Source organism: Pseudomonas sp. RtIB026 (assembly GCF_016861355.2).
GTDB lineage: Bacteria > Pseudomonadota > Gammaproteobacteria > Pseudomonadales > Pseudomonadaceae > Aquipseudomonas > Aquipseudomonas peradeniyensis.
Window position 1 is genome coordinate 5699180 of the sequence record NZ_AP023348.2, and the last position, 24402, is coordinate 5723581.

General features: G+C 64.4%; 22 protein-coding genes. 9 read left to right on the forward strand and 13 right to left on the reverse strand.

All coding sequences use genetic code 11. The features are described from left to right. Positions 1 to 102: 102 nt before the first annotated feature. The 5 genes from PRtIB026_RS25575 to rplU form a co-directional block, all read right to left on the reverse strand. Complete coding sequence (locus PRtIB026_RS25575; RefSeq protein WP_186713018.1) at positions 103 to 549, reverse strand: CreA family protein; 447 nt, start codon at positions 547 to 549, stop codon at positions 103 to 105. Positions 550 to 572: 23 nt separating this feature from the next. Further along, complete coding sequence (gene proB, locus PRtIB026_RS25580) at positions 573 to 1691, reverse strand: glutamate 5-kinase (protein WP_203650531.1); 1119 nt, start codon at positions 1689 to 1691, stop codon at positions 573 to 575. An 87-nt stretch (positions 1692 to 1778) separates the two neighbouring features. Beyond that, positions 1779 to 3002, reverse strand: coding sequence for an Obg family GTPase CgtA (cgtA, locus tag PRtIB026_RS25585; RefSeq protein WP_110735931.1), 1224 nt, complete (start codon positions 3000 to 3002; stop codon positions 1779 to 1781). A 187-nt stretch (positions 3003 to 3189) separates the two neighbouring features. Then, positions 3190 to 3447 carry a 50S ribosomal protein L27 gene (rpmA, locus tag PRtIB026_RS25590; protein ID WP_003247464.1) on the reverse strand — a complete coding sequence of 86 codons (258 nt, stop codon included), beginning with the start codon at positions 3445 to 3447 and terminating at the stop codon, positions 3190 to 3192. A gap of 37 nt (positions 3448 to 3484) precedes the next feature. Further along, positions 3485 to 3799 carry a 50S ribosomal protein L21 gene (gene rplU, locus PRtIB026_RS25595; RefSeq protein ID WP_003247466.1) on the reverse strand — a complete coding sequence of 105 codons (315 nt, stop codon included), beginning with the start codon at positions 3797 to 3799 and terminating at the stop codon, positions 3485 to 3487. 244 nt (positions 3800 to 4043) lie between these two features. Between rplU and PRtIB026_RS25600 the strand changes: the two genes are divergently transcribed. The 3 genes from PRtIB026_RS25600 to PRtIB026_RS25610 all read left to right on the forward strand — a co-directional run bounded on the left by PRtIB026_RS25600 (position 4044) and on the right by PRtIB026_RS25610 (position 5935). Next, positions 4044 to 5012: a polyprenyl synthetase family protein gene (locus tag PRtIB026_RS25600; RefSeq protein ID WP_186712958.1), complete on the forward strand. Its 969-nt coding sequence runs from the start codon at positions 4044 to 4046 to the stop codon at positions 5010 to 5012. Positions 5013 to 5196: 184 nt separating this feature from the next. After that, complete coding sequence (locus PRtIB026_RS25605; protein WP_046857186.1) at positions 5197 to 5538, forward strand: zinc ribbon domain-containing protein YjdM; 342 nt, start codon at positions 5197 to 5199, stop codon at positions 5536 to 5538. Positions 5539 to 5689: 151 nt separating this feature from the next. Continuing rightward, on the forward strand, positions 5690 to 5935 hold the full coding sequence (locus PRtIB026_RS25610) for a hypothetical protein (RefSeq protein ID WP_028691179.1): 246 nt from the start codon (positions 5690 to 5692) through the stop codon (positions 5933 to 5935). 76 nt (positions 5936 to 6011) lie between these two features. On the opposite strand, the gene PRtIB026_RS25615 is transcribed toward PRtIB026_RS25610, so the two are convergent. The 5 genes from PRtIB026_RS25615 to PRtIB026_RS25635 all read right to left on the reverse strand — a co-directional run bounded on the left by PRtIB026_RS25615 (position 6012) and on the right by PRtIB026_RS25635 (position 10865). Further along, complete coding sequence (locus PRtIB026_RS25615) at positions 6012 to 6629, reverse strand: FKBP-type peptidyl-prolyl cis-trans isomerase (RefSeq protein ID WP_203650529.1); 618 nt, start codon at positions 6627 to 6629, stop codon at positions 6012 to 6014. An 85-nt stretch (positions 6630 to 6714) separates the two neighbouring features. Further along, positions 6715 to 7020: a DUF6482 family protein gene (locus PRtIB026_RS25620; RefSeq protein ID WP_203650527.1), complete on the reverse strand. Its 306-nt coding sequence runs from the start codon at positions 7018 to 7020 to the stop codon at positions 6715 to 6717. A 179-nt stretch (positions 7021 to 7199) separates the two neighbouring features. Then, positions 7200 to 7688 (reverse strand): TIGR00645 family protein, encoded by a 489-nt coding sequence (locus tag PRtIB026_RS25625; protein ID WP_203650525.1) that lies wholly within the window; start codon positions 7686 to 7688, stop codon positions 7200 to 7202. Between the two features lie 236 nt (positions 7689 to 7924). Further along, a complete protein-coding gene (locus tag PRtIB026_RS25630) occupies positions 7925 to 8263 on the reverse strand; it encodes a hypothetical protein (RefSeq protein WP_023631147.1) in 339 nt (112 codons plus the stop codon). A 163-nt stretch (positions 8264 to 8426) separates the two neighbouring features. Further along, positions 8427 to 10865, reverse strand: a complete 2439-nt coding sequence (locus tag PRtIB026_RS25635) for a Lon protease family protein (RefSeq protein ID WP_203650523.1) — start codon at positions 10863 to 10865, stop codon at positions 8427 to 8429. Between the two features lie 254 nt (positions 10866 to 11119). On the opposite strand from PRtIB026_RS25635, the gene PRtIB026_RS25640 reads away from it, so the two are divergent. From PRtIB026_RS25640 to PRtIB026_RS25655, 4 genes are all read left to right on the forward strand, one after another. After that, positions 11120 to 11608 carry a DUF3015 domain-containing protein gene (locus tag PRtIB026_RS25640; protein WP_028691183.1) on the forward strand — a complete coding sequence of 163 codons (489 nt, stop codon included), beginning with the start codon at positions 11120 to 11122 and terminating at the stop codon, positions 11606 to 11608. Positions 11609 to 11686: 78 nt separating this feature from the next. Continuing rightward, the gene (locus tag PRtIB026_RS25645; protein WP_203650521.1) at positions 11687 to 13540 is read left to right on the forward strand and encodes a DUF4105 domain-containing protein; all 1854 of its coding nucleotides are present in this window, start codon (positions 11687 to 11689) and stop codon (positions 13538 to 13540) included. A 180-nt stretch (positions 13541 to 13720) separates the two neighbouring features. After that, complete coding sequence (locus PRtIB026_RS25650) at positions 13721 to 14077, forward strand: hypothetical protein (protein WP_203652588.1); 357 nt, start codon at positions 13721 to 13723, stop codon at positions 14075 to 14077. Between the two features lie 68 nt (positions 14078 to 14145). After that, positions 14146 to 14643, forward strand: coding sequence for a GreA/GreB family elongation factor (locus PRtIB026_RS25655; protein WP_203650519.1), 498 nt, complete (start codon positions 14146 to 14148; stop codon positions 14641 to 14643). Between the two features lie 134 nt (positions 14644 to 14777). Here PRtIB026_RS25655 and gdhA read toward each other — a convergent pair whose 3' ends face one another. The 3 genes from gdhA to PRtIB026_RS25670 form a co-directional block, all read right to left on the reverse strand. Further along, entirely contained in the window at positions 14778 to 16118 is a 1341-nt protein-coding gene (gene gdhA / locus PRtIB026_RS25660; RefSeq protein ID WP_203650517.1) for an NADP-specific glutamate dehydrogenase, read from the reverse strand. A 288-nt stretch (positions 16119 to 16406) separates the two neighbouring features. Further along, positions 16407 to 18074, reverse strand: coding sequence for an energy-dependent translational throttle protein EttA (ettA, locus tag PRtIB026_RS25665; protein WP_186734197.1), 1668 nt, complete (start codon positions 18072 to 18074; stop codon positions 16407 to 16409). 227 nt (positions 18075 to 18301) lie between these two features. Continuing rightward, positions 18302 to 18697 (reverse strand): hypothetical protein, encoded by a 396-nt coding sequence (locus PRtIB026_RS25670; RefSeq protein WP_203650514.1) that lies wholly within the window; start codon positions 18695 to 18697, stop codon positions 18302 to 18304. A gap of 250 nt (positions 18698 to 18947) precedes the next feature. Between PRtIB026_RS25670 and PRtIB026_RS25675 the strand changes: the two genes are divergently transcribed. Both PRtIB026_RS25675 and glyA read left to right on the forward strand, forming a co-directional pair. Further along, complete coding sequence (locus PRtIB026_RS25675) at positions 18948 to 22778, forward strand: EAL and GGDEF domain-containing protein (RefSeq protein WP_203650512.1); 3831 nt, start codon at positions 18948 to 18950, stop codon at positions 22776 to 22778. 308 nt (positions 22779 to 23086) lie between these two features. Further along, entirely contained in the window at positions 23087 to 24340 is a 1254-nt protein-coding gene (gene glyA, locus PRtIB026_RS25680) for a serine hydroxymethyltransferase (RefSeq protein WP_203650510.1), read from the forward strand. Positions 24341 to 24402 lie beyond the last annotated feature (62 nt).

Consider the following 24402-nt stretch of genomic DNA (forward strand, 5'->3'; position numbering starts at 1 on the left):
CCCTTTCGCGGCACAAGGCCGCTCCTACAGGGATATGCGTCCCCCTGTAGGAGCGGCCTTGTGCCGCGAAAGGAGGCCAAAGGCCTCCCAAAAATCGGGAAGTTACTGCTGTGCCCAAGGCACAATCGGAATCGCCGTCACCGCATTCTGCGGGCTGCCTTCGATCACCCGGTCGCTGTACACCAGGTACACCAGCGTATTGCGCTTCTTGTCGAGGAACCGCACCACCTGCATGGTCTTGAACACCAGCGAGGTGCGCTCCTTGAACACCTCCTCGCCATCTTTCAACTCACCCTTGAAGTGAATCGGCCCCACCTGGCGGCAGGCAATCGACGCCTCGGCACGGTCCTCGGCCAGCCCCAACCCACCTTTCAAGCCACCGGTCTTGGCCCGCGACAGGTAGCAGGTCACGCCGTCGACCTTCGGGTCGTCAAACGCCTCGACCACGATGCGGTCATTGGGCCCGACGAACTTGAACACGGTGGACACCTGGCCGATTTCCTCGGCCCCGGCCAGCATCGGCAGCAGCAGCGCCGCCACGGCAAACATCCTTTTCAGCACGGTGATCTCCTTCAGACCAGGACCAGGTTATCGCGATGCACCAGCTCAGGCTCGGCGCTGTAGCCCAGCAGGCTCTCGATGGCGTCGGACGGCTGGCCGATGATCTTCTGCGCCTCCAGGGCGCTGTAGTTGGCCAGGCCACGGGCCACTTCCAGGCCATCGGGGCCGACGCAGACCACCATCTCGCCACGGCGGAAGCTACCCTGCACGGTCTTCACGCCCACCGGCAGCAGGCTCTTGTTCGATTCGCGCAGGGCCTTCACCGCGCCGTCGTCGAGCACCAGGGTGCCACGGGTCTGCAGGTGGCCGGCCAGCCACTGCTTGCGCGCGGCGAGCATGCCGCGCTCGGGCGACAGCAGGGTGCCCAGGCGCTCGCCGGCCTTCAGGCGATCCAGCACGCGCTCGATACGGCCACCAATGATGATGGTGTGGGCACCGGAACGGGCGGCCAGGCGCGCGGCGCGCAGCTTGGTCTGCATGCCGCCGCGGCCCAGGGCGCCACCGGTACCGCCGGCCACGGCGTCCAGCGACGGGTCGTCGGCACGGGCTTCGTAGATCAGCTGGGCTTCGGGGTTGTTGCGCGGGTCGGCGTCGAACATGCCGTCGCGGTCAGTGAGGATCACCAGCAGGTCGGCTTCCACCAGGTTGGCCACCAGGGCGGCCAAGGTGTCGTTGTCGCCGAAGCGGATCTCGTCGGTGACCACGGTGTCGTTCTCGTTGATCACCGGCACCACGCCCAGGTCGACCAGCGTGCGCAGGGTGCTGCGGGCATTGAGGTAACGCTTGCGGTCGGAGAGGTCGTCGTGGGTCAGCAAGATTTGCGCGGTGTGCTTGCCATGCTCGCCAAAGCTCGACTCCCAGGCCTGCACCAGGCGCATCTGGCCGATCGAGGCGGCGGCCTGCAGCTCGTTCATCGCGCTCGGTCGCGAGGTCCAGCCCAGCTGGCTCATGCCGGCGGCCACGGCCCCGGAGGAGACCAGCACCAGTTCCACGCCCGCTTCACGCAGGGCCACCATCTGCTCGACCCACACCGCCATGGCACCGCGGTCGAGGCCCTTGCCATCGGCGGTCAGCAGCGCGCTGCCGATCTTCACGACCCAGCGCTGGGCGCCAGTCACCTTGCTTCGCATCTTCTCTTCCAACCTATGTCGAATCTGTAGATACCGTGGATACAAAAACGCCGCTCCAGAGAGCGGCGTTTAGTGTACTGCAACCGATCAGTCGCGCACGTAAATGATTTCCGGGCCGTCTTCGTCGTCCTCGAAGTCATCCCAGTCATCATCGTCACCGATGTCGTGCACGCTCTTGACGCCAGTACGACGCAGGGTACGGGCATCGTCCAGGGCCTGCAGCTGGGCACGGGCCTCGTCCTCGATGCGCTGGTCGAGCTCGGCCAGTTCCTCGGCGTAGGCCGGGTCGTTGGCCAGGCGGTCGGCGCGGTCTTCGAGGTAGCGCATCAGGTCGTGGCTGAGCTTCTCGGTGCCCTGCTTGGCGATGGCCGAGATGACATAGACCGGACCGTCCCAGTTCAGGCGCTCGACCACTTCCTTGACGCGCTCATCCTTCTCGTCGTCCATGATCATGTCGGCCTTGTTCAGCACCAGCCAGCGCTCACGGTCGACCAGCGCCGGGCTGAACTGCGCCAGCTCGTTGATGATGATCTCGGCGGCATCGGCCGGGCTGCTGCCGTCCAGCGGCGCCAGGTCGACCAGGTGCAGCAGCACGCGGGTACGGGCCAGGTGCTTGAGGAAGCGGATGCCCAGGCCGGCACCTTCGGAGGCGCCTTCGATCAAGCCGGGGATGTCGGCGATGACGAAGCTCTTCCAGCGGTCGACACTGACCACGCCCAGGTTCGGCACCAGGGTGGTGAACGGGTAGTCGGCGACTTTCGGCTTGGCGGCCGAGACCGAGCGGATGAAGGTGCTCTTGCCGGCGTTCGGCAGGCCCAGCAGGCCGACGTCGGCCAGGACCTTCATTTCCATCTTCAGGTCGCGCTGATCGCCGGGCTTGCCCGGGGTGGTCTGGCGCGGCGCCCGGTTGGTGCTGGACTTGAAGCGGGTGTTGCCCAGGCCGTGCCAGCCGCCCTGGGCGACCATCAGCTTCTGGCCCGGGGTGATCAGGTCACCGATGACTTCCTGGGTGGCTGCGTCGATCACGGTGGTGCCCACCGGCACGCGCAGGAACAGGTCGTCGCCCTTCTTGCCGGTGCAGTCGGTGCTGCCGCCGTTGGAGCCGCGCTGGGCTTCGTGGTGACGGGTGTAGCGGTAGTCGACGAGGGTGTTGAGGTTCTCGTCGGCCACCATGTACACCGAACCGCCGTCGCCACCGTCACCGCCGTTGGGGCCACCGTTCTCGATGAATTTCTCGCGGCGGAAGCTCATGCAACCGTTGCCGCCGTCACCGGCCTTAACCCGGATCGATACTTCGTCTACAAACTTCATTCAAAACCGCCTCTCGTCGGACGACGAGTCGAAAACCAGAAAACCATGAGGCTCTTGCAAAAATGAGCGCGGCGGCCCCGTACCATCAGAAACCAACGCCGGCAGCCCAGACAAACAGCTTTGCAAGAGGCTCACCACAAACGAAAAAGCCCCGTCGCATGACGGGGCTTCTGGAGCGACGTCGCGATTAAGCGGCGACGATGCTCACGTAACGGCGCATGAACTCGCCTTTCTTCTCGAACTTGATCACGCCTTCGATCTTGGCGAACAGGGTGTGATCCTTGCCCATGCCAACGCCGTAGCCAGCGTGGAATTCGGTGCCGCGCTGACGGACGATGATGTTGCCCGGCTTGATCACCTGGCCGCCATACATCTTCACGCCAAGGCGTTTAGATTCTGAGTCGCGACCGTTACGAGTACTACCACCAGCCTTCTTGTGAGCCATGGTTCAATTCTCCAATAAATTCAGGGGATCGGGGCGATTAAGCCTGGATACCGGTGATTTTGATTTCGGTGAACCACTGGCGGTGGCCCATGCGCTTCATGTGGTGCTTACGACGACGGAACTTGATGATGCGAACCTTGTCGTGGCGGCCTTGCGAAACGACTTCGGCCACTACTTTAGCACCAGCAACAACTGGAGCGCCGATGGTGACTTCTTCACCGTTGGCGACCAGCAGGACGCGATCGAAGGTCACGGATTCGCCAGTGGCGACTTCCAGTTTTTCGATCTTGAGGAATTCACCTTCAGCGACTTTGTACTGCTTGCCGCCGGTAACGATTACTGCGTAAGACATGGTATTTCTCCGATAATCCTGCTCACCCAGCGCTTTATATGATGAGTATTGGCTGGCATGGCTGCACAAGGCTGGAACGGCCCGGTGCAATTGCGTAAGGCAGGTGCTGCCCAGGAAGTTAGGGTGCGCGATTGTACGCAACCCCATAAATGCTTGCAAGTACCGGCCCGGGGCCACGGCCACCGCGCCTTGACACACCGGGACCCGCGACCTAGCATGCCGCGCAACCTCAATGGAGCAGCCGATGCAACCCCAATCCTTCTACCGCGCGGTAGCTGATGATTTCAGCGCCGTCGACGAGATCATCAAGAAGCAGCTGACCTCGCGCGTCCCGCTGGTATCGAAGATCGGCGACTATATCACCTCCGCCGGCGGCAAACGCCTGCGCCCGCTGCTGGTGCTGCTGTGCGGCAAGGCCCTGGGCCGCGAAGGCGACGACCTGCGCCTGCTGGCGGCGACCATCGAGTTCCTGCACACCGCCACCTTGCTGCACGACGACGTGGTCGACATGTCCGGCATGCGCCGTGGCCGCTCCACCGCCAACGCCCTGTGGGGCAACGCGCCGAGCGTGCTGGTGGGCGACTTCCTCTATTCGCGCTCGTTCGAGATGATGGTCGAGCTGGGCTCGATGCCGGTCATGCAGATCCTCTCCAAGGCCACCCGGGTGATCGCCGAGGGTGAAGTGCTGCAGCTGTCGCGCGTGCGTGACGCCAGCACCACCGAAGAGGTGTACATGGACGTCATCCGCGGCAAGACCGCGATGCTGTTCGAGGCCTCGACCCACAGCGCCGCCGCGCTGGCCGGCGCCACCGACGAGCAGCGCGAAGCACTGCGCACCTTCGGCGACCACCTGGGCGTGGCCTTCCAGCTGGTCGACGACCTGCTCGACTACAAGGGCGACTCCGAGACCCTGGGCAAGAACGTCGGCGACGACCTGGCCGAAGGCAAGCCGACCCTGCCGCTGATCTACACCATGCGCGAAGGCACCCCGGAGCAGGCCGCGCTGGTGCGCCAGGCGATCCAGAAAGGTGGCCTGGAAGACCTGGAGCAGATCCGCATCGCCGTCGAGGCATCCGGCGCCCTGGACTACACCGCGCAGATGGCCCGTGACTACGTCGCCCGCGCCATCGCCTGCCTGGAAGTGCTGCCGGCCAGCGAGTACCGGGATGCCCTGGTCGAGCTGAGCGAGTTCGCGGTCGCGCGCACCCACTAAACAAATCGCGTCGCCTTCTTCGCGGGTAAACCCGCTCCCACAGGTACCCCACTGCTCTTGAAAGCATGGTTTACCTGTGGGAGCGGGTTTACCCGCGAATGCTTTTGCACAGGCGAAGCACATTTCCCAGGCAAAACCTTATACAATGTGCGCCTTTACCCGCCTGTACTTGAAAGGAAAAGCCGTGAGCACTCTGCCACCCTGCCCCCAATGCAACTCCGAATACACCTATGAGGATGGCACCCAACTGATCTGCCCCGAATGCGCCCACGAGTGGTCGGCCAACGGCGAAGCCGAAGCCGCCAGCGACGACGTGGTGAAGAAGGATTCGGTCGGCAACGTCCTGCAGGACGGCGACACCGTCACCGTGATCAAGGACCTCAAGGTCAAGGGTTCGTCCCTGGTGGTCAAGGTCGGCACCAAGGTCAAGAACATCCGTCTGTGCGATGGCGACCACGACATCGACTGCAAGATCGACGGCATCGGCGCGATGAAGCTCAAGTCCGAGTTCGTGCGCAAGGTCTGATCTCCTGCCCCTCGGGGCTGCCCTGCGGGCGGCCCTGACAGATCCTGCAACAGGATCGCCTGCACCATTTGGAAGATTTCTTCCAATAGTCCCTTGCTATTTTGATAATAAGAATTATTCTCATTGGAAACGCTATCCAAGGAGAATAGCCATGACCTATCTGATCGACGCCTGGCTCGACCGCCCCCACCCCTACCTGCGTATCCTCCACCGCGAGACTGGCGAAGTGTGCGCCGTACTCGAGGAAGACGCGCTCGACGAACTGCGTGACCAGGGTGACCTGGACCTCACGGGGTTGAATTCGAGTGAACCCGGGGTGCTCAAGGAGCTGGTGAGGAATCTGTTTCTGTTCTGCTATGCGCGGGCGTTGCGCCCGGGGGGAACGGATTGGAACTGAAAGGCATCGCGGGGCAAGCCCGCTCCCACTGGTGCTCTGCTACCTCGTGGGAGCGGGCTTGCCCCGCGATCAGGCATTACAGAACGTCGAGCAGCTCGACGTCGAACACCAGGGTGCTGTGCGGCGGGATGCTGCCGACGCCCTGGGCGCCGTAGGCCAGCTCGCTCGGCACGTACAGGCGCCATTTGCTGCCGGCGTTCATCAGCTGCAGGGCCTCGGTCCAGCCAGCGATCACGCCACCGACCGGGAATTCGGCCGGCTGGCCGCGCTCGTAGGAGCTGTCGAACACGGTGCCGTCGATCAGGGTACCGTGGTAGTGGGTACGCACGTTGTCTTCGCGGGTCGGCTTGGCGCCTTCGCCTGCGGTCAGCACTTCGTACTGCAGGCCCGAGGCCAGGGTCACGATGCCTTCGCGCTTGGCGTTGAAGGCCAGGAAGTCCTTGCCGGCGGCAGCGGCGGCTTCGGCCTTGGCTGCGGCTTCGGCCTGCATCACTTCGCGGATGACCTTGAAGGCGGCCGACAGGTCTTCTTCGCTGACGCGGCTGTCGGCGCCGTTGAAGGCGTCGGTCAGGCCGGCAACGATAGCGTTCAGGTTGACGCCTGGTGGCGGGTTGTCACGCAGCTGGCCGCCCAGTTGGCGGCCGATGCCGTAGCTGACGCGGGATTCGTCGGTGGACAGGTTGAGTTCGGACATTGGCTTGCTCCGCTTAAGGGCGCACTGCATCCGCGCCCTAATGAAAAGGGCGAGCAGCCTAGCACACTGGTGCCGCGCGAAGCAGCTACCAGGCCGAACGCTGGGAAATCGGGACCTTGAGGTCTTCTTCCGGGTGCAGACCCAGGCCACACATCTCATCCTGCACGGACCAGTGCACCAGGTTCATCGATAGCAAGGGGAGCGATTGCAGAAGCTGCCGCGCATCCTCCACCGAATGCACGCGCAGACGCTGGCCGCGGGTATCGGCCAAGGGGTGGGGACGACCCTTGACCCGGGCCTCGAGCAGGTAGTCACCGCCCTCGATGGCGATCAGGTTGAGTTCGTCGACATGGCCAGCCCTGGCCTCGGCATTGAGCTGATGCAGGTTCATGGGCGTACCTCGCTGCGGGAACCACGCATGAGTGCTCATTTTTTGTACAGAACCTTGGATTAGACAAGGCACCGCTCGTCAGTTGCAGCGCATTGCCTTCTTCGCGGGTAAACCCGCTCCCACAGGGTTGGCAGAGAACCTGTGGGAGCGGGTTTACCCGCGAATGGCCCTTGCAGGCATCAGTGCTTGGTAATGCGATCCAAATAACCCATGACAAACGCCGAGATGACGAAGGTCATGTGGATGATCACGTACCACATCAGGTAGTCGGTGGAGATGTTCTGCGCATCCATGAACACCCGCAGCAGGTGGATCGACGAGATGGCGACGATGGACGCGGCCACCTTCATCTTCAGCGACGAAGAATCCATCTTGCCGAGCCAGTTGAGCTTCTCCTTGCTGTCGTCGATGTCCAGCTGCGAGACGAAGTTCTCGTAGCCCGAGATCATCACCATCACCAACAGGCCGCCGACCAGCGACATGTCGATCAGCGACAGGATCACCAGGATCAGGTCGGCTTCGGCGAGGGTGAAGACGTTGGGCAGGACATGGATGATTTCCTGGAAGAACTTCAGGGCCAGTGCCAGCAGGCCAAGCGAGAGGCCGAAGTAGATCGGGGCGAGCAGCCAGCGTGAGGCATACATCGCGTTTTCGAGGATACGTTCCATGGACAGTAGGGGACTCGTGAAGTGACTGGAAAAGCGAGCGCGAGTATAGCCAGCCACCTGTGACAGCAAAAGCCTGCGGCTGGTTGCCGCACGTGGGAACGGGCTTTGTGGAGCCGACTTCGTGGGAGCGGGCTTGCCCCGCGATGGCGCCAGCCATCTTGTCACAATGGCCAGGCCGGGCCTTTATCGCGGGGCAAGCCCGCTCCCACGGGAACCTGGTTCCACAGGAAAGACGCTCAGGTCTCCGGATGGAACTGATAGTCCCCAAGATTGCGGCAACGCTCACCGTTGATCCGGCGCAACTGCGCCTGCAGGTGCAGGCACCAGATCTGCGGGTCTTCCGCGACCTGATAACCATGAAGGGTGAGGCTGTCGACGATGGCGTTCATCACCGACTCGGCCACCATCGGCCCATGGAACGGGCCCTGGGCCTTGATCGCCGAGGGTTGTTCGCCGGCCATGCCGGCGGCGAACAGCAAGGTCCACATGCCGTTGTCCCCGGCCAACGGACGGATGCTGCATTCGATGCGGGTCACCAGGCCCAGGCACTGGCGGGTGAGGCTGAGGTTGCGCATGGCGGCGTCCCCTCTGTAAAGCCCTGTTCAGCCTGAAACCCTCAGGCTGTTTCCATCCTGAACCCTGACAACGTCCTTAAGTTCCACTTTAGCCGAGCTGAGGAAAAAGTTGGAAAACCGGCGCTGAACGGTAGCACATGGCCGCTAGCGCCGGTTTATTGACTCAGGCAGGCTTGGCCTGGGCGATGACCTCCTCCATGCGCTCCTTCTCGGCCTCCTTGATCTCCTCCTCGCTGATCATCTCGGCGATCACCCGCAGGCGCTCGACCACCCGGGCGTTGACGCTGCCCTCGGCGAATTCGCCCTTGTCGTCGACCGCGCCGGCTTCCTCGCCGACCAGCAGGCTCAGCGCCTCGTCGGCCTGGCTGACGGCGTAGACATGGAAGCGCCCGGCCTCGACCGCCTGCACCACCCGCTCGTCGAGCATCAGTGTGGCGACGTTGGCCCGCGGGATGATCACGCCCTGTTCGCCGGTCAGGCCACGGGCCTCGCAGAGACGGAAGAAGCCTTCGATCTTCTCGTTGACCCCGCCGACCGCCTGCACCTCGCCGAACTGGTTGATCGAGCCGGTGATGGCGAAGCACTGCTTGAGCGGCGTGCGCGACAGCGCCGAAATCAGTGTGCAGGCCTCGCCCAGCGAGGCGCTGTCGCCATCGACGTAGCCGTAGGACTGCTCCAGGGCGATGCTCGCCGAGATCGCCAGGGGGAACTCCTGGGCGTAGCGGCTGCCCAGGTAGCCGGTGAGGATCATCACCCCCTTGGAGTGGATCGGCTGGCCGAGGTTGACCTCGCGCTCGATGTCGACGATGCCGCTGCCGCCGGGGTAGACGGTGGCGGAAATCCGCGCCGGCATGCCGAACGCCGAATCACCGACCTCGAGCACGGTCAGGCCGTTGCACTTGCCGATCGCCGCGCCTTCGGTGTCGATCAGGATGATCCCGGCGAGCATGTCGTCGAGCACCCGCTGCGACACCCGCCCGGTGCGCTGGGCCTTGGCCTTGAGCGCGCGCTCGATGTGGCCGGCATCGGTCATGGCCTCGTTGGCCAGCTGGCGGATGAAGTCCGCCTCGCTGACCAGCTGGAACAGGTCGCCGATCCGTGCCGACAACCGCGACTGGTTCTCGGCCAGGCGCGCGCTGTAGGTGGCCAGGCGCGCCACCGCATCGCTGGTCAAAGGCGCCATGCCCTCTTCGTTGGTGCGGGTGCGCAACAGCTGGGCGAACTGCTCCAGGTTCTCGTCGACCATTGGCATGTCTTCGTCGAAATCCACCAGCACCCGGAACATCTCCTGGAAGTCCGAGTCGTGGTCCTGCAGCGCGTAGTACAGCTGGCGCGAGCCGATGATCACCAGCTTGACGCTGAGCGGGATCATCTGCGGCGTCAGGCTGACGGTGGCGACACGACCCAGTTCGCCCAGCGGCGACTCCATCTTCAGCTTGCGCGATTGCAGGGCGCGCTTGAGGGCGTCCCAGACGAACGGCTCGCCGAGCATCTTCTCCGCTTCCAGGATCAGGAAGCCGCCGTTGGCGCGGTGCAACGCCCCCGCGCGCAACTGGCGGTAGGAGGTGTACAACGCGCCCTGGTCGGTGCTGTATTCAATGCGGCCGAACAGGTTGTCGTAGGTCGGGTGCGGCTCGAACACCACCGGCGCCCCGCCCTTGCCGGGATGGCCGACCACCAGGTTGGGCGCGTACTGCTCCTCGAGCATCTTGCGCGCCACGGCGTCGGTCTTGCTGTCATCGACCAACTGCTCGACCACGGTGCGCAGCAGGTTCAGCTGCACCGATTGCAGGTAGGCGCACACTGCGGCGTTTTCCGCGTACTTCTCCGACAGCGGCGCCAGCAGCGGCTGCAGGGCGAGGGTGATGGTCTCTTCATTGAGCTGGCGCAACTGGTTGTTCGATTCGCGCTTCCACTGCGGCAGGCTGGAGAGCTCCTCGTTCAGGCGTTCCTCCAGCTCGGCGATGTCCTCGTGGAAGCGCTCGCGCAACGCCTCCGGCAGTTGGGCGAATTCGGCTTCATCCAGCGCCTTGCCATCGGCCATGGGGGTGAAGGCGACATTGCTGCTGTCGCGGTACAGGGCCACGTCCTTTTCCAGCGAGGCCCGTTCGATCACGTCCAGCGCCCGGTCGTAACGCTGGTTGAAGGCGCGGTCGATGGCGCTCTTCTTCTGCTGGTAGGACGGGTGCTCGAACACCGCCGGGAAGGTGGCCAGCAGGTTGTCGATCAGCCCGTTCATGTCGCTTATGAACTCATGGGCGCTGCCGGACGGCAGCTCGAGGGCGCGGGGCTCGCGGGAGTCCTCGAAGTTGTTGACGTACAGCCAGTCGGCCGGGGTGTGCTGGCGCTTGCCTTCGGCCTTGAGGTAACGCTTGACGAACGAGAAGCGGCCCGTGCCGGGCTCGCCCATCACATACACGTTGTAACCGGGGCGCGGCATGGCCACGCCGAACTGCAGGGCCTCGACGGCACGCTCCTGGCCCAGGACGCCACGAAACGGCTCCAGGTCGTCGGTGTTGGAGAAAGCGAACTGTTCAGCGGAGAAACGCCGGGTCAGGGCTTCGGGCGCGAGACGCAGGCGCGAGGCGACAGAATCGGGCATTGGGTTTCCTTACTTCGGCGGGGCGGATGGAAGGCATTCTGGCGCCGCCAGCGCGCAGCGGCAAGGCTCCGTGGGACTTTATGTCACAGCCCAACATGGCCGATCGCGCAAGCAATTTTTCGCAATAAACAACGCAACCTTTGGATCGTGCCTAAACTCCAAGCTGCGCAGGGGGATGGAAATCCTCCCGCCCTGGCAACCGCGTTGCCAGAACCCTGACCATTGGTACGTCACTTGAGAAAGAGAACAACGCTATGAAACGGATTCTTCTGGGTACTCTGTTCGCCGCTGTCTCGATCAACGCCATGGCCGAAGCGCCGGGCGGCCCGAACTGCGGCTGGGGCAACCTGCTGTTCGAGGGCCAGCGCGGCACACCGGCCCACTTCCTGGCTTCCACCACCAACGGCACCTCCGGCAACGCAACCTTCGGCATGACCTCGGGCACCAACGGCTGCTCGACCAAGGCCGCGCTCACCTATGGCGGCAAATCCTGGTTCGCCATGAACGGCATGATGAACGAGCTCTCCGAAGACATGGCCCAGGGCCAGGGCGAAGCCCTGACCACCTATGCCGTGGTCCTCGGTGTAGCCCCTGAAGACCGCGCGCGCTTCGCCGCCGTCACCCATGAGCACTTCCAGCAGATCTTCAGCAGCGCCGACGTGACTGCCGAGACTGTCCACTCCAACACCCTGGCCGTGCTCAAGAGCGACCCGCAACTGGCCAAGTACGCCACCGAGGCTTGAGTTCCACGCCTCCCGCCCCGGTTGCGGGGCGGGTTTGGCGCTTCACCTTCCGGCATCATCAGGATGTAGTTGCCCGACATGCTCAAACGCCTCGCTTCCCTGGCGCTGATCGTCAGCGCACCGATTCATGCCGCACCCCAGCTCGACCCGGCCCGCGTCCAGCAGTTGGCGGCCACGCCCTACTGGATCGCCCTCGGGCACTACGAGACCGCCAAGCTCGGCGGCTGGCGCAGCTATGTGGACGATCGACGCTTCTTCCTCGCCGAAGATGGCGCCCATCACCCGGACCTGGAGCTGCAGGCCACGGTCGCCGCCCTGTACGCCCCGGCCAGCCTGGGCGACAAGCATGCCCAGTGCGTGTTCCCCGCACGCACCCGCTGGCTGCGCGAGCAGCTGGACCTCACCGGCCTGCCGAGCCCGGACTGCCAGGAATTCAAGACCTGGTACAAATCTATCGACCCGCACAGCGCAACGCTGATCTTCCCGGCGGCCTACCTCAACAGCCCGTCGTCGATGTTCGGCCACACGCTGCTGCGCATCGACCAGTCCAACACCCGCCGCGACGACACCACGCTGCTGAGTTACGCGATCAACTTCGGCGCCTACATCGAAGGCAGCGACAACAGCATCCTCTATGCCTGGAAGGGCCTGATGGGTGGCTATCCCGGCCTGTTCGCGATGATGCCCTACCAGGAGAAGCTCTCCGAGTACCGCAGCCTGGAAAACCGCGACCTGTGGGAATACCAGTTGGACCTGACGCCCGAGGAGACCGGACGCATGGTCGAGCACGTGTGGGAGCTCAAGCAGATCAAGTTCGACTACTTCTTCTTCGACGAGAACTGCTCCTACCGCCTGCTGGAACTGCTGCAGGTGGCACGCCCGAGCCTGGACCTGACCTCGCAGTTCCCGCTGACCGCCATTCCCACCGACACGGTCAAGGCGGTCAAGCAGTCGGGGCTGGTCTCCGACGTGCGCTACCGCCCCTCCCGCGAGCGCGAGCTGCTGGCCCGCGCCGAGCCGCTGGACCATGAGGAGAAACAGCAGGTTTTGGCCATCAGCGCCGACACCGCCCAGCTGCAGAGTCCTGACTTCACCGCCCTGCCCCGCGAGCGCCAGGCGCTGGTGCAGGATGCCGCCTACCGCCTGGAACGCTACCGGGCCAACGGCCAGGAACGCGACCCGGCCCAGGCCGCGCGCAGTTTCGAACTGCTCAAGGCGATCAACCGCAACCCGCCGCCACCGCTGGCGATCGAGCGTCCAGGCCTGCCCGAGGACGGCCACCAGTCGCGCACCTGGCAACTGGGGGTCGGCAGCCGCGAGGACCGCGCCTATGCCGAGTACGGCCTGCGCATGGCCTATCACGACCTCAACGACAACCTGTATGGCTTCCCGCTGGGCGCGCAGATCGAGATCCTCCAGCTCAAGCTGCGCCAGTACGAGGGCAACGACTGGCAGGTGCAGCGCCTGGACCTGGCCACCATCCGCTCGCTGACCCCGCGCAATGAGTTGCTCAAGCCCTGGTCGTGGCAGGTCGCCGGGGGCCTGGAGCGGGTGCCGGGCAAGCACGACGACGAGGTGCTGGTCAGCCATGTCAACGGCGGCGCCGGCGGCACCTGGCAGCTGGGCGACGACCTGCTGGGCTTTGCCCTGGGTACAGTGCGGGTTGAACACCACAATGATTTCGCCGAATTCATCTCGCCGGCGGCCGGGTTCAATGGCGGGCTGCTATGGCGCAATGGGCTGGGCAACCTGACCCTGGAGGCCAAGGGGGATTACTTTGCCAATGGCGAGGTACGGCGCAGCGTTAGCCTGAACCAGCAGTGGGAGATTAGCCGGGACCTAGGGCTGAGGTTGAGCGCTTCGCGGCAGTTCAGTCATCTGGCCACGGCGCAGAACGAGGTGATGCTGGAACTGAAGTGGTATCAGTATTGAAACCGTGGGGTCGCTGCGCAGCCCTTTCGCGGCACGAGGCCGCTCCTACACTGTAGGAGCGGCCTTGCGCCGCGAAAGGACCGCAAAGCGGTCCAGGTGCAATCCTTCGACAGCGTTTTGACATCGCGCCGACAATTCCCCTCCTAGACTTTGCGCTATCACTCCGAGGGGCTGGTGGCCATGTTGCGGTACGGGTTGGGATTGTGCGTCGTGTTACTGCTGGCGGGGTGCGAGACCACCCACGAACAGATGGTCAATCAAGGCTATCCCCCCGCCTACGCCGACGGCTTCCAGGACGGCTGCAGCAGCGGTCGCCAGGCCGCCGGGCTGATGGCCGGCGACTTTCGCAAGGATGTCCCGCGCTACCTGCGCAATCGCCAGTACGAAAGCGGCTGGGACGACGGCTTTCGCCAGTGCCACTCGATGCAGTCCAACGAAGACCTGCGCGAATACCGCGAACGCTACTGGGATGAGCGCGACCGCGACTGGCAGCAGGAAAAGGACCAGGACGCCGCCCGCGCCTATCGCCGCAAGTGACGTCGCAAACGGACAACCGTTGCAACCCGCAACCTGCCACCATGGTCTCCAGTACAAGGAGGCCTTTGATGAGCCGAGCATTCGTCAACGAGGACCAGGCCGCCGCCCAGGCCAGCCAGCCGGTGGAGCGACGCGTCAGCGACCAGCCCAACTATGTCACTGCCAGCGGTCTTGCCCAGTTGCAGCAACGGCTGGCCGCGCTCAATGCGCTACGCGGCGAGCTGCAAGCGCAGGGCGAGCGCGCCGACCGACAGCGATTGGCCGATACCGAGCGTGACCTGCGCTACTTCAACGCCCGCGTACAAAGTGCGCAGGTGGTGCCTACTGCCACGTCCACGCAGAAGGTACAGATTGGCAGCCGGGTGCGCTTTGTCGATGAGAATGGCCAGGAGCATCAGGTGCAACTGGTGGGCGAGGACCAGGCAGATGCGCAGCATGGGCTGATCAACTGGGGCTCACCGCTGGGGCGGGCGTTGCTGGGGACGGGGCCTGGGGATGAGGTGTTGTGGCGAAGGCCGGCGGGGGATCAGATGATCGAGATTGCCGGGATCGAGGTTGAGGGTTGAGGGGCTGCTTTGCAGCCCTTTCGCGGCACAAGGCCGCTCCTACAGGTATTGCGCAAAGATTCGACCATGCGCTGTTCCTGTAGGAGCGGCCTTGTGCCGCGAAAGGGCCGCAGAGCGGCCCCTGCGATCCGAGATCAGACCACGCCCTGGGCCAGCATGGCATCGGCAACTTTCACGAATCCGGCAATATTAGCGCCCTTGACGTAATTGATGCGGCCATCAGCCTCTTCCCCATAATGCACGCACGCATGGTGGATCGACTGCATGATGTGGTGCAGCTTGCTGTCCACCTCGCCTGCAGTCCACAGCAGGCGCATGGCGTTCTGCGACATCTCAAGGCCCGACACGGCCACGCCACCGGCGTTGGAAGCCTTGCCCGGCGCATAGAGGATGCCGGCCTCGATGAAGATATCCACAGCCTCCAGGGTAGTCGGCATGTTGGCGCCCTCGGCCACGCAGATGCAGCCGTTGCGCAGCAGGGTACGGGCGTCCTCGGCGTTCAGCTCGTTCTGGGTGGCGCACGGCAGGGCGATGTCGCACGGCAGGCTCCACGGCGTCTGCCCCTTGCGGAACTCCAGGCCGAACGGCCCGGCCAGCTCGCTGAGGCGGCCACGCTTGACGTTCTTCAGTTCCATCAGCGCATCCCATTGCGCGTCGCTCAGCCCGGCTTCACAGAACAGGGTGCCTTCGGAGTCGGACAGCGAGATGACCTTGCCGCCCAGGTCCATGACCTTGCGCGCGGCGTACTGGGCAACGTTGCCGGAGCCAGAGATCGCCACGCGGCGACCGTCGATGCGCTTGTCCTGGCGCTTGAGCATCTCTTCGGCGAAATACACGCAGCCGTAGCCGGTGGCCTCCGGACGGATCAGGCTGCCGCCGTAGGTCATGCCCTTGCCGGTCAGCACCGAGGTGAACTGGTTGGCCAGGCGCTTGTACTGACCGAACAGGAAGCCGATCTCGCGGGCGCCAACGCCGATGTCACCGGCCGGCACGTCAAGGTCGGCGCCGATGTGACGGTACAGCTCGCTCATGAATGCCTGGCAGAAGCGCATCACTTCGGCGTCGCTCTTGCCCTTCGGATCGAAGTCCGAACCGCCCTTGCCGCCGCCCATGGGCAGCGAGGTCAGCGAATTCTTGAACACCTGCTCGAAGGCCAGGAACTTGAGCACGCCCAGGTTCACCGACGGGTGGAAACGCAGGCCGCCCTTGTACGGGCCGATGGCGCTGCTCATCTGGATGCGGTAGCCGCGGTTGACCTGGACCTTGCCCTGATCATCGACCCACGACACACGAAACAGCACGGCGCGCTCGGGCTCGACCATGCGCTCGAGGATGCCCGCCTGCAGGTAGTGAGGATTGGCTTCGAGGAAAGGCCACAGGCTGCGCAGCACCTCCTCCACGGCCTGGTGGAACTCGGGCTGGGCCGGGTCACGCTGCTGCAACCGGGCCAGGAAATCGTCGACAGATTCGATCATGGTAGACATCTCACCAAGAGGGATTGTTTTTGGTTTTTTCCCGAATGTACCAAGAACCAATCGCACTGGAACAGGGCGAAATGTCGTTTTTATGAAATTATTTGGTGCAATTTCTATAAGTGTATACAGAATCAATGACTGAATCGTGGGAGCAGGCTTGCCCCGCGATTGCCTGAGCGCGAGCCATCGCGAGGCAAGCCCGCGCCCACGCAAACAAAGACAAACAGCATATTCCAGGCACAAAAATGGGGCCCCGAAGGGCCCCATTCTTGTGCAACCGAAACCGCCTTACTGGGCCAGTTTCTTGTGACGCACACGGTGCGGCTGGGCAGCGGCGTCGCCCAGGCGCTTCTTGCGGTCGGCTTCGTACTCGGTGTAGTTGCCCTCGAAGAACACCACGCTCGAGTCGTCCTCGTACGCCAGGATGTGAGTGGCCACACGGTCCAGGAACCAACGGTCGTGGGAAATCACGATGGCGGCGCCCGGGAAGTCCAGCAGGGCTTCCTCCAGGGAACGCAGGGTTTCGACGTCGAGGTCGTTGGACGGTTCGTCGAGCAGCAGGACGTTGCCGCCCTCCTTCAGGGTCAGGGCCAGGTGCAGGCGGCCACGTTCACCACCGGAGAGGTCCTTGACGAACTTCTGCTGGTCGCCGCCCTTGAAGTTGAAGCGGCCGACGTAGGTGCGCGACGGGATCTCGTAGCTGCCGATGCGAATCTGGTCGGAACCGTCGGAGATCTGCTGGAACACGGTCTTGCTGCCGTCCAGGTCCTCGCGGCTCTGGTCGACGCAGGCCAGCTGCACGGTTTCGCCGATCTCGATGCTGCCCGAGTCCGGTTGCTCCTTGCCCATCAGCATGCGGAACAGGGTCGACTTACCGGCACCGTTGCCGCCGATCACGCCAACGATGGCGCCCTTGGGCATGGCGAACGACAGGTTGTCGATCAGCACGCGATCGCCGTAGCCCTTGGTGACGTTCTTGAACTCGATGACCTTGTCGCCCAGGCGCGGACCGGCCGGGATGTAGATCTCGTTGGTCTCGCTGCGCTTCTGGAATTCCTGCGACTGCATCTCTTCGAAGCGCTGCAGACGGGCCTTGGACTTGGACTGGCGGGCTTTCGCGCCTTTGCGCACCCACTCCAGTTCCTCTTTCATGGCCTTCTCGTGGGCGCTCTGCTGCTTGGATTCCTGGGCCAGACGATCCGACTTGGCCTCCAGCCAGCCCGAGTAGTTGCCTTCGTACGGGATGCCGGCGCCGCGGTCCAGTTCGAGGATCCAGCCGGCGACGTTGTCGAGGAAGTAACGGTCGTGGGTGATCGCCACCACGGTGCCGGGGAAGTCGTGGAGGAAACGCTCAAGCCAGGCCACCGAGTCGGCGTCCAGGTGGTTGGTCGGTTCGTCCAGCAGCAGCATGTCGGGAGCCGACAGCAGCAGGCGGCACAGGGCCACGCGGCGCTTCTCGCCACCGGACAGGTGCTCGATCCTGGCGTCCCACGCCGGCAAGCGCAGGGCGTCGGCGGCGACGTCCAGCTGACGCTCCAGGTTGTGGCCGTCGGCGGCCTGCAGGATGGCCTCGAGCTTGGCCTGCTCGGCGGCCAGCTTGTCGAAGTCGGCATCCGGGTCGGCGTAGGCGGCGTAGACCTCGTCCAGGCGAGCCTGGGCGTCCTTGATCACGCTGACCGCTTCCTCGACCACTTCACGCACGGTCTTGGTCGGGTCCAGTTGCGGCTCCTGGGGCAGGTAGCCGACGTTGATGTCGGGCATCGGACGGGCTTCGCCGTCGAATTCCTTGTCGACGCCCGCCATGATCCGCAGCAGGGTCGATTTACCCGCGCCGTTCAGGCCCAGCACGCCGATCTTGGCGCCCGGGAAGAACGACAGGGAAATATTCTTGAGAATTTCCCGCTTCGGCGGCACGACCTTGCTCAGCCGATGCATGGTGTAGACGTATTGAGCCAAAACCAAGCCCTCTATCAGATAGGTAAAGACACGCGCCCCGGCATGGGCCAGGGGGATGTAGTTACGGGGTGTCGTTGAACAAAGTGGGCCATTCTACGCCAAGTCGCGGCGTTGCACAGATGGGGTAGATGGCGGGGCCGCTCGGCGGCTATCGCGGGTCAAGCCCGCTCCCACGCCACGGCATTGTTTCGTGGGAGCGGGCTTGACCCGCGATAGGGTGAGCAGGCTCAGACGTGAGCTTGCTTTACCTTGCCACGCGGCAAACGGCAACGGTCCGACTGTTCGGACAGACGCGCGGCCCAGGCGGCCTTGACGCTGAAGCCACCGCTGCGAGCAGGTTTTTCAGCAGCCTTGGCGGCGGCGGGCTTGCTCGCGACCTTGGCGGGCGCGGCAACAGGCTTGGCAGGCGCCGGGGCGACGGGCTCGACCGCAGGCTTGGCCTGTTTGCGCAGTTCGGCCAGCGACGGCGTCTTGTTGGCACTGACGGCAGCCGTGTCCGGCTTGGCCAGCGAACGCTGGCAGGTCTTGCAGGATACGTCCTCGGCCACGGCCGTGCTGACCAGGGTCTGACTGCTACGCCCACAGGCGGAATCGAGGCCGTTGGAGGAATAGTGGGTAACCAAAACCGTACATCTCCGTTGCGTTGACTATGAAGCGGGCGGCATTCTCGCACAGGTTGCAGGGGCTTGCCGAACCGACATGACCGGCTGCTGACCAGACCGCGGACACACGGACTGGCACTTTGCCATATTTGAAGGCATGCTAGTCGGCTTCTCGCCTGCGTCTTATAGTGCGCAGCGACCACGGCACGCGCCGTGCATGCTGCGAGAACCCAACCCCTGCCATCGCCAGCCCAATCGCAGGACCCAACGCTTGACCAATCTCACGCAACCGTCATCCCTGCGGCCTGCCGACACCTCGGCCGGCGCACACCTGCGTGGCTCGCTCAAGGGGGCGCTGGCCCTGCTCGCCCTGGTTTTGCTGGGCTTGCTGCTGTGGCAACTGTTCGCCCAATTCCGCCATACCCAGGCCGACCTGCGCCAGCACAGCCTGGCGACCAGCGCCGAACTGGCCGACCACCTGAGCCTGAACATGGCGCTCAAGGCCCAGCAATCGCTGAACCTGGTCCAGCCTTACGTCAAACCACCGGCGCCCGCCGCCCTGCCGAGCCTGCTCACTACCTTGCAGGCGCGCCTGCCGGCCCTGCGCGACCTGGCCTGGCTGGACGCCGCCGGGCAGGTGCGCAGCGACAGCCTCGACGGTACCCCGGACCGTCAGCTGATTGACGACCTCCTGCAACTGAATCAGGGCCGCGCCTTCTTCTATGGCAACGGCCCCGACAATAAACAGGTGTACCTGCTGCTGCTCCAGCCGACCGAACAGGACCGCGGCTACTGGCTGCTGCGCCTGAGCCCGGACTACTACTCAGAGCTGACCCGTCACCTGGACGGCCCCAACCACCCCCTGTGGCTGCTGGAAAACAGCCGCAGCGGCGAGGTCATCGAGCACCACGGCCACCGCCAGACCAGCGATGAACCGCTGCAGAGCGTGATGCTTGCGTTCATCGACAACAGCACCTGGCAACTGCGCGGCCTGTTCGACGCCGGCCTTGCCCGCGACAAACTGCTGCCGGCGCTGATCGGCAAGTGCGTGCTGGTGCTGTTCTGCGCCCTGCTGCCGGTGCTGGCGCTGATCAACATGCGCCGGCGCCAGCGCGCCCTGCAGGAAGATCGCCGACGCTACCAGGAAATCTTCGAGGGCACCGGCGTGGCCCTGTGCGTGCTCGACCTCTCCAGCCTGCCCGGCCAGCTCGACCGCTATCACCTGCGCAACCGCGCCGCGCTCAAGCAGAGCCTGGCGCTGGACACCAGGCTGCGACGCACACTGCTGGCGGAACTGAAGATCACCGAGATCAACCAGGTGGCCCGCCAGTTGCTCAACGTCGACTGCCACGAAGGCGCCTGGCAGCGCCTGATCGAAGGCAGCGGCGACAGCCGCGACAGTGTCGGCATGCAGTTGCTCGACGCGCTGATCGAAGAGCGCCAGCAGCTTGAGCTGGAAGTGCGCCTGCCCGCCCCGCTGGGCGGCGAGCTGCACCTGTGGCTGATGGCCCGCCTGCCCCAGCAGCGTCGCGACTACCAGGCGGTGATCCTGAGCATCAGCGACATCACCAGCCGCAAGCAGGTGGAGCTGTCGCTGCTGGAGCGCGAAGGCTTCTGGTCGGATGTGGTGCGCACCGTGCCCGACCAGCTCTACGTGCAGGACGTCAACAGCCAGCGGATGATCTTCAGCAACCGCCACCTCGGCCAGACCCTGGGCTACGACCGCGTGGAGCTGGCACAGATGGGCGACCGTTTCTGGGAGATGCTCCTGCACCCCGGCGACGCCGAGCACTACCGCGCCCTGCGCCAGCAGCAGCGCGATACCAGCTACGGCGAGTCGCTGCACTGCCAGCTGCGCTTCCGCCACCGTGACGGCGGCTGGCGCTGCTACGACATCCGCGAACAAGTGCTGACCCGCGACAGCGAGGGCCTGGTCACCCGCATCATCGGCGTGGGCAAGGATGTCACCGTGCAGATCGAGGCCAGCGAGTCCCTGCGCGACAGCGAACAGCGCTACCGCATGCTCGCCGAGAGCATCAGCGACGTGATCTTCTCCACCGACAGCCAGCTGCAGCTGAACTACGTCAGCCCCTCGGTGCAGGCGGTGCTGGGCTACCAGGCCGACTGGATCTTCGCCAACGGCTGGCAGTCGATCGTCGCCAACCCCGCCCAGCTCAGCGGCGTCTACAACCTGCTGGAGCGGGTCAGCAAGGTGCTGGGCGACAGTGAGCAACTGGCCCAGTTGCGCAGCACCCTGCCCACCCAGCTGTTCCTGTTCGACTGCCTGCGCGCCGATGGCCGCAAGATCCCCATCGAATTGCGCCTGGTGCTGGTGTGGGACGAACACGAGCGCTTCGAGGGCGTGCTGGGCGTGGGCCGTGATATCAGCCAGCAGCGCCGCGCCGAGAAAGACCTGCGCATGGCCGCGACAGTGTTCGAACACTCCACCTCGGCGATCCTTATCACCGACCCGGCCGGCTATATCGTCCAGGCCAACGAGGCCTTCAGCCGGGTCAGCGGCTATGCCGTGGCCGAAGTGCTCGACCAGCTGCCCGGCATGCTCACCGTCGAACAGCAGCAGAGCGCCCAGCTGGGCTATGTGCTCAAGCAACTGAGCCAGCGCGGCACCTGGGAAGGCGAAGTGTGGCTCAAGCGGCGCAACGGCGAGCACTACCCGGCATGGGTGGGCATCACCGCAGTGCTCGACGACGAGGGCGACCTGGCCAGCTACGTGTGCTTCTTCACCGATATCAGCGAGCGCAAGGCCAGTGAACAGCGCATCCATCGCCTGGCCTACTACGATGCCCTGACCCACCTGCCCAACCGCACACTGTTCCAGGACCGCCTGTACACCGCCCTGCAACAGGCCGAACGGCAGAAGGCCTGGGTGGTGCTGATGTTCCTCGACCTCGACCGATTCAAGCCGATCAACGACTCCCTCGGCCATGCCGCGGGCGACCGCATGCTCAAGGACATGGCCGAGCGCCTGCTGGCCTGCGTCGACGACGACGACACCGTGGCGCGCATGGGCGGCGACGAGTTCACCCTGCTGCTGCAGCCCAAGGCCAGCCGCGAGCAGGCGCTCAACCGGGCCATCCATGTCGCCGAGAACATCCTCGAGGGGCTGGTCACGCCGTTCGTCCTGGAAAACCGCGAGTTCTTCGTCACCGCCAGTATCGGCATCGCCCTGAGCCCGCAGGACGGCAGCGAGCTCAGCCAGCTGATGAAGAACGCCGACACGGCGATGTACCACGCCAAGGAACGCGGCAAGAACAACTTCCAGTTCTACCAGACGGACATGAACGCCAGCGCCCTTGAGCGCCTGGAACTGGAAAGCGACCTGCGCCATGCTCTGGAGCAGAACGAGTTCATCCTCTACTACCAGCCGCAGTTCAGCGGCGACGGCAAGCGCCTGACCGGCGCCGAGGCGCTGCTGCGCTGGCGCCACCCGACCCGCGGCCTGGTGCCGCCGGGCGACTTCATCCCGGTGATCGAAGAGCTGGGCCTGGTGGTCGACGTCGGCGACTGGGTGCTGCGCGAGGCGTGCCGCCAGCTCAAGGCCTGGCACAAGGAGAAGGTGCGGGTACCGAAGGTGTCGGTGAACATTTCCGCCCGGCAGTTCTCCGACGGCCAGCTGGGCACGCGCATCGCCACCATCCTCGAGGAAACCGGATTGCCCCCGGCCTGCCTGGAACTGGAGCTGACCGAAAGCATCCTGATGCGCGAGGTCAACGAGGCCATGCAGATCCTCGACAGCCTGAAGAACCTCGGCCTGAGCATCGCGGTCGATGACTTCGGCACCGGCTACTCGTCGCTCAACTACCTCAAGCAGTTCCCCATCGACGTGCTCAAGATCGACCGCACCTTCGTCGACGGCCTGCCCGAGGGCGAGCAGGACGCGCAGATCGCCCGGGCAATCATCGCCATGGCCCACAGCCTCAACCTGGCGGTGATCGCCGAGGGCGTGGAAACCCACGAGCAGCTGGAGTTCCTGCGCGAGCACGGCTGCGACGAGGTGCAGGGCTACCTGTTCGGCAGGCCGATGCCGGCCAACCAGTTCGAGGCGCAGTTCAGCAACGAGACGTTGTTCATGTTCCAGTAATCGCAAAACCACACGGCCCTGTAGGAGCGGCCTTGTGCCGCGAAAGGACCGCAAGGCGGTCCCCGCTAACCATGCATCAACGCTGAAATCCTGGGGCTGCTACGCAGCCCTTTCGCGGCACAAGGCCGCTCCTACAAGGGCACGGCGCAGCGTCGGAAAAGCGGACCCAAAAGTCAACTCCAGCCCAGAAACGGCGCGGGTTGCAACATGAGGGCCATTGGTCCGCGACTTGATGCCACTTCATATGCCAGCGGCGAATCAATCGGTTAGAATGCCCCCCCAATTCTGCCCGATCCTTGAGGACCGCCATGTTCAGCCGTGATTTGACCATTGCCAAGTACGACGCCGAGCTCTTCGAAGCCATGCAGCAAGAAGCCCTGCGCCAGGAAGAGCATATCGAGCTGATCGCTTCGGAAAACTACACCAGCCCGGCGGTCATGGAGGCCCAGGGTTCGGTACTGACCAACAAGTACGCCGAAGGCTACCCAGGCAAGCGTTACTACGGTGGTTGCGAGTACGTCGACGTCGTCGAGCAGCTGGCCATCGACCGCGCCAAGGAACTGTTCGGCGCCGACTACGCCAACGTCCAGCCGCACGCCGGCTCCCAGGCCAACGCCGCCGTCTATCTGGCCCTGCTCTCGGCCGGTGACACCATCCTGGGCATGAGCCTGGCCCACGGCGGTCACCTGACCCACGGCGCCAGCGTCTCCTCCTCGGGCAAGCTGTACAACGCCATCCAGTACGGCATCGACGCCAACGGCCTGATCGACTACGACGAAGTCGAGCGCCTGGCTGTCGAGCACAAGCCGAAGATGATCGTCGCCGGCTTCTCGGCCTACTCGCAGGTCCTGGATTTCCCACGCTTCCGCGAAATCGCCGACAAGGTCGGTGCCTACCTGTTCGTCGACATGGCCCACGTGGCAGGCCTGGTCGCCGCTGGCGTGTACCCGAACCCGGTTCCGTTCGCCGACGTGGTCACCACCACCACCCACAAGACCCTGCGCGGTCCGCGTGGCGGCCTGATCCTGGCCCGTGCCAACGCCGACATCGAGAAGAAGCTGAACTCCGCGGTCTTCCCGGGCGCCCAGGGCGGCCCGCTGGAGCACGTCATCGCCGCCAAGGCGATCTGCTTCAAGGAAGCGCTGCAGCCTGAGTTCAAGGCCTACCAGCAGCAAGTGGTGAAGAACGCCCAGGCCATGGCCAGCGTGTTCATCGAGCGTGGTTTCGACGTCGTTTCCGGCGGCACCCAGAACCACCTGTTCCTGCTGTCGCTGATCAAGCAGGAAATCTCCGGTAAGGACGCCGACGCCGCCCTGGGCAAGGCCTTCATCACCGTCAACAAGAACTCGGTCCCGAACGACCCACGTTCGCCGTTCGTCACCTCGGGCCTGCGTTTCGGCACCCCGGCCGTCACCACCCGTGGCTTCAAGGAAGCCGAGTGCCGCGAACTGGCCGGCTGGATCTGCGACATCCTGGCCGACCTGAACAACGAAGCGGTGATCGACGCCGTGCGTGAGAAGGTCAAGGCCATCTGCAAGAAGCTGCCGGTGTACGGCAACTGATTGGCAGACGCCTGATGTGAAAAAGCCCGGCCATGTGCCGGGCTTTTTTGTGCCTTGTGTGG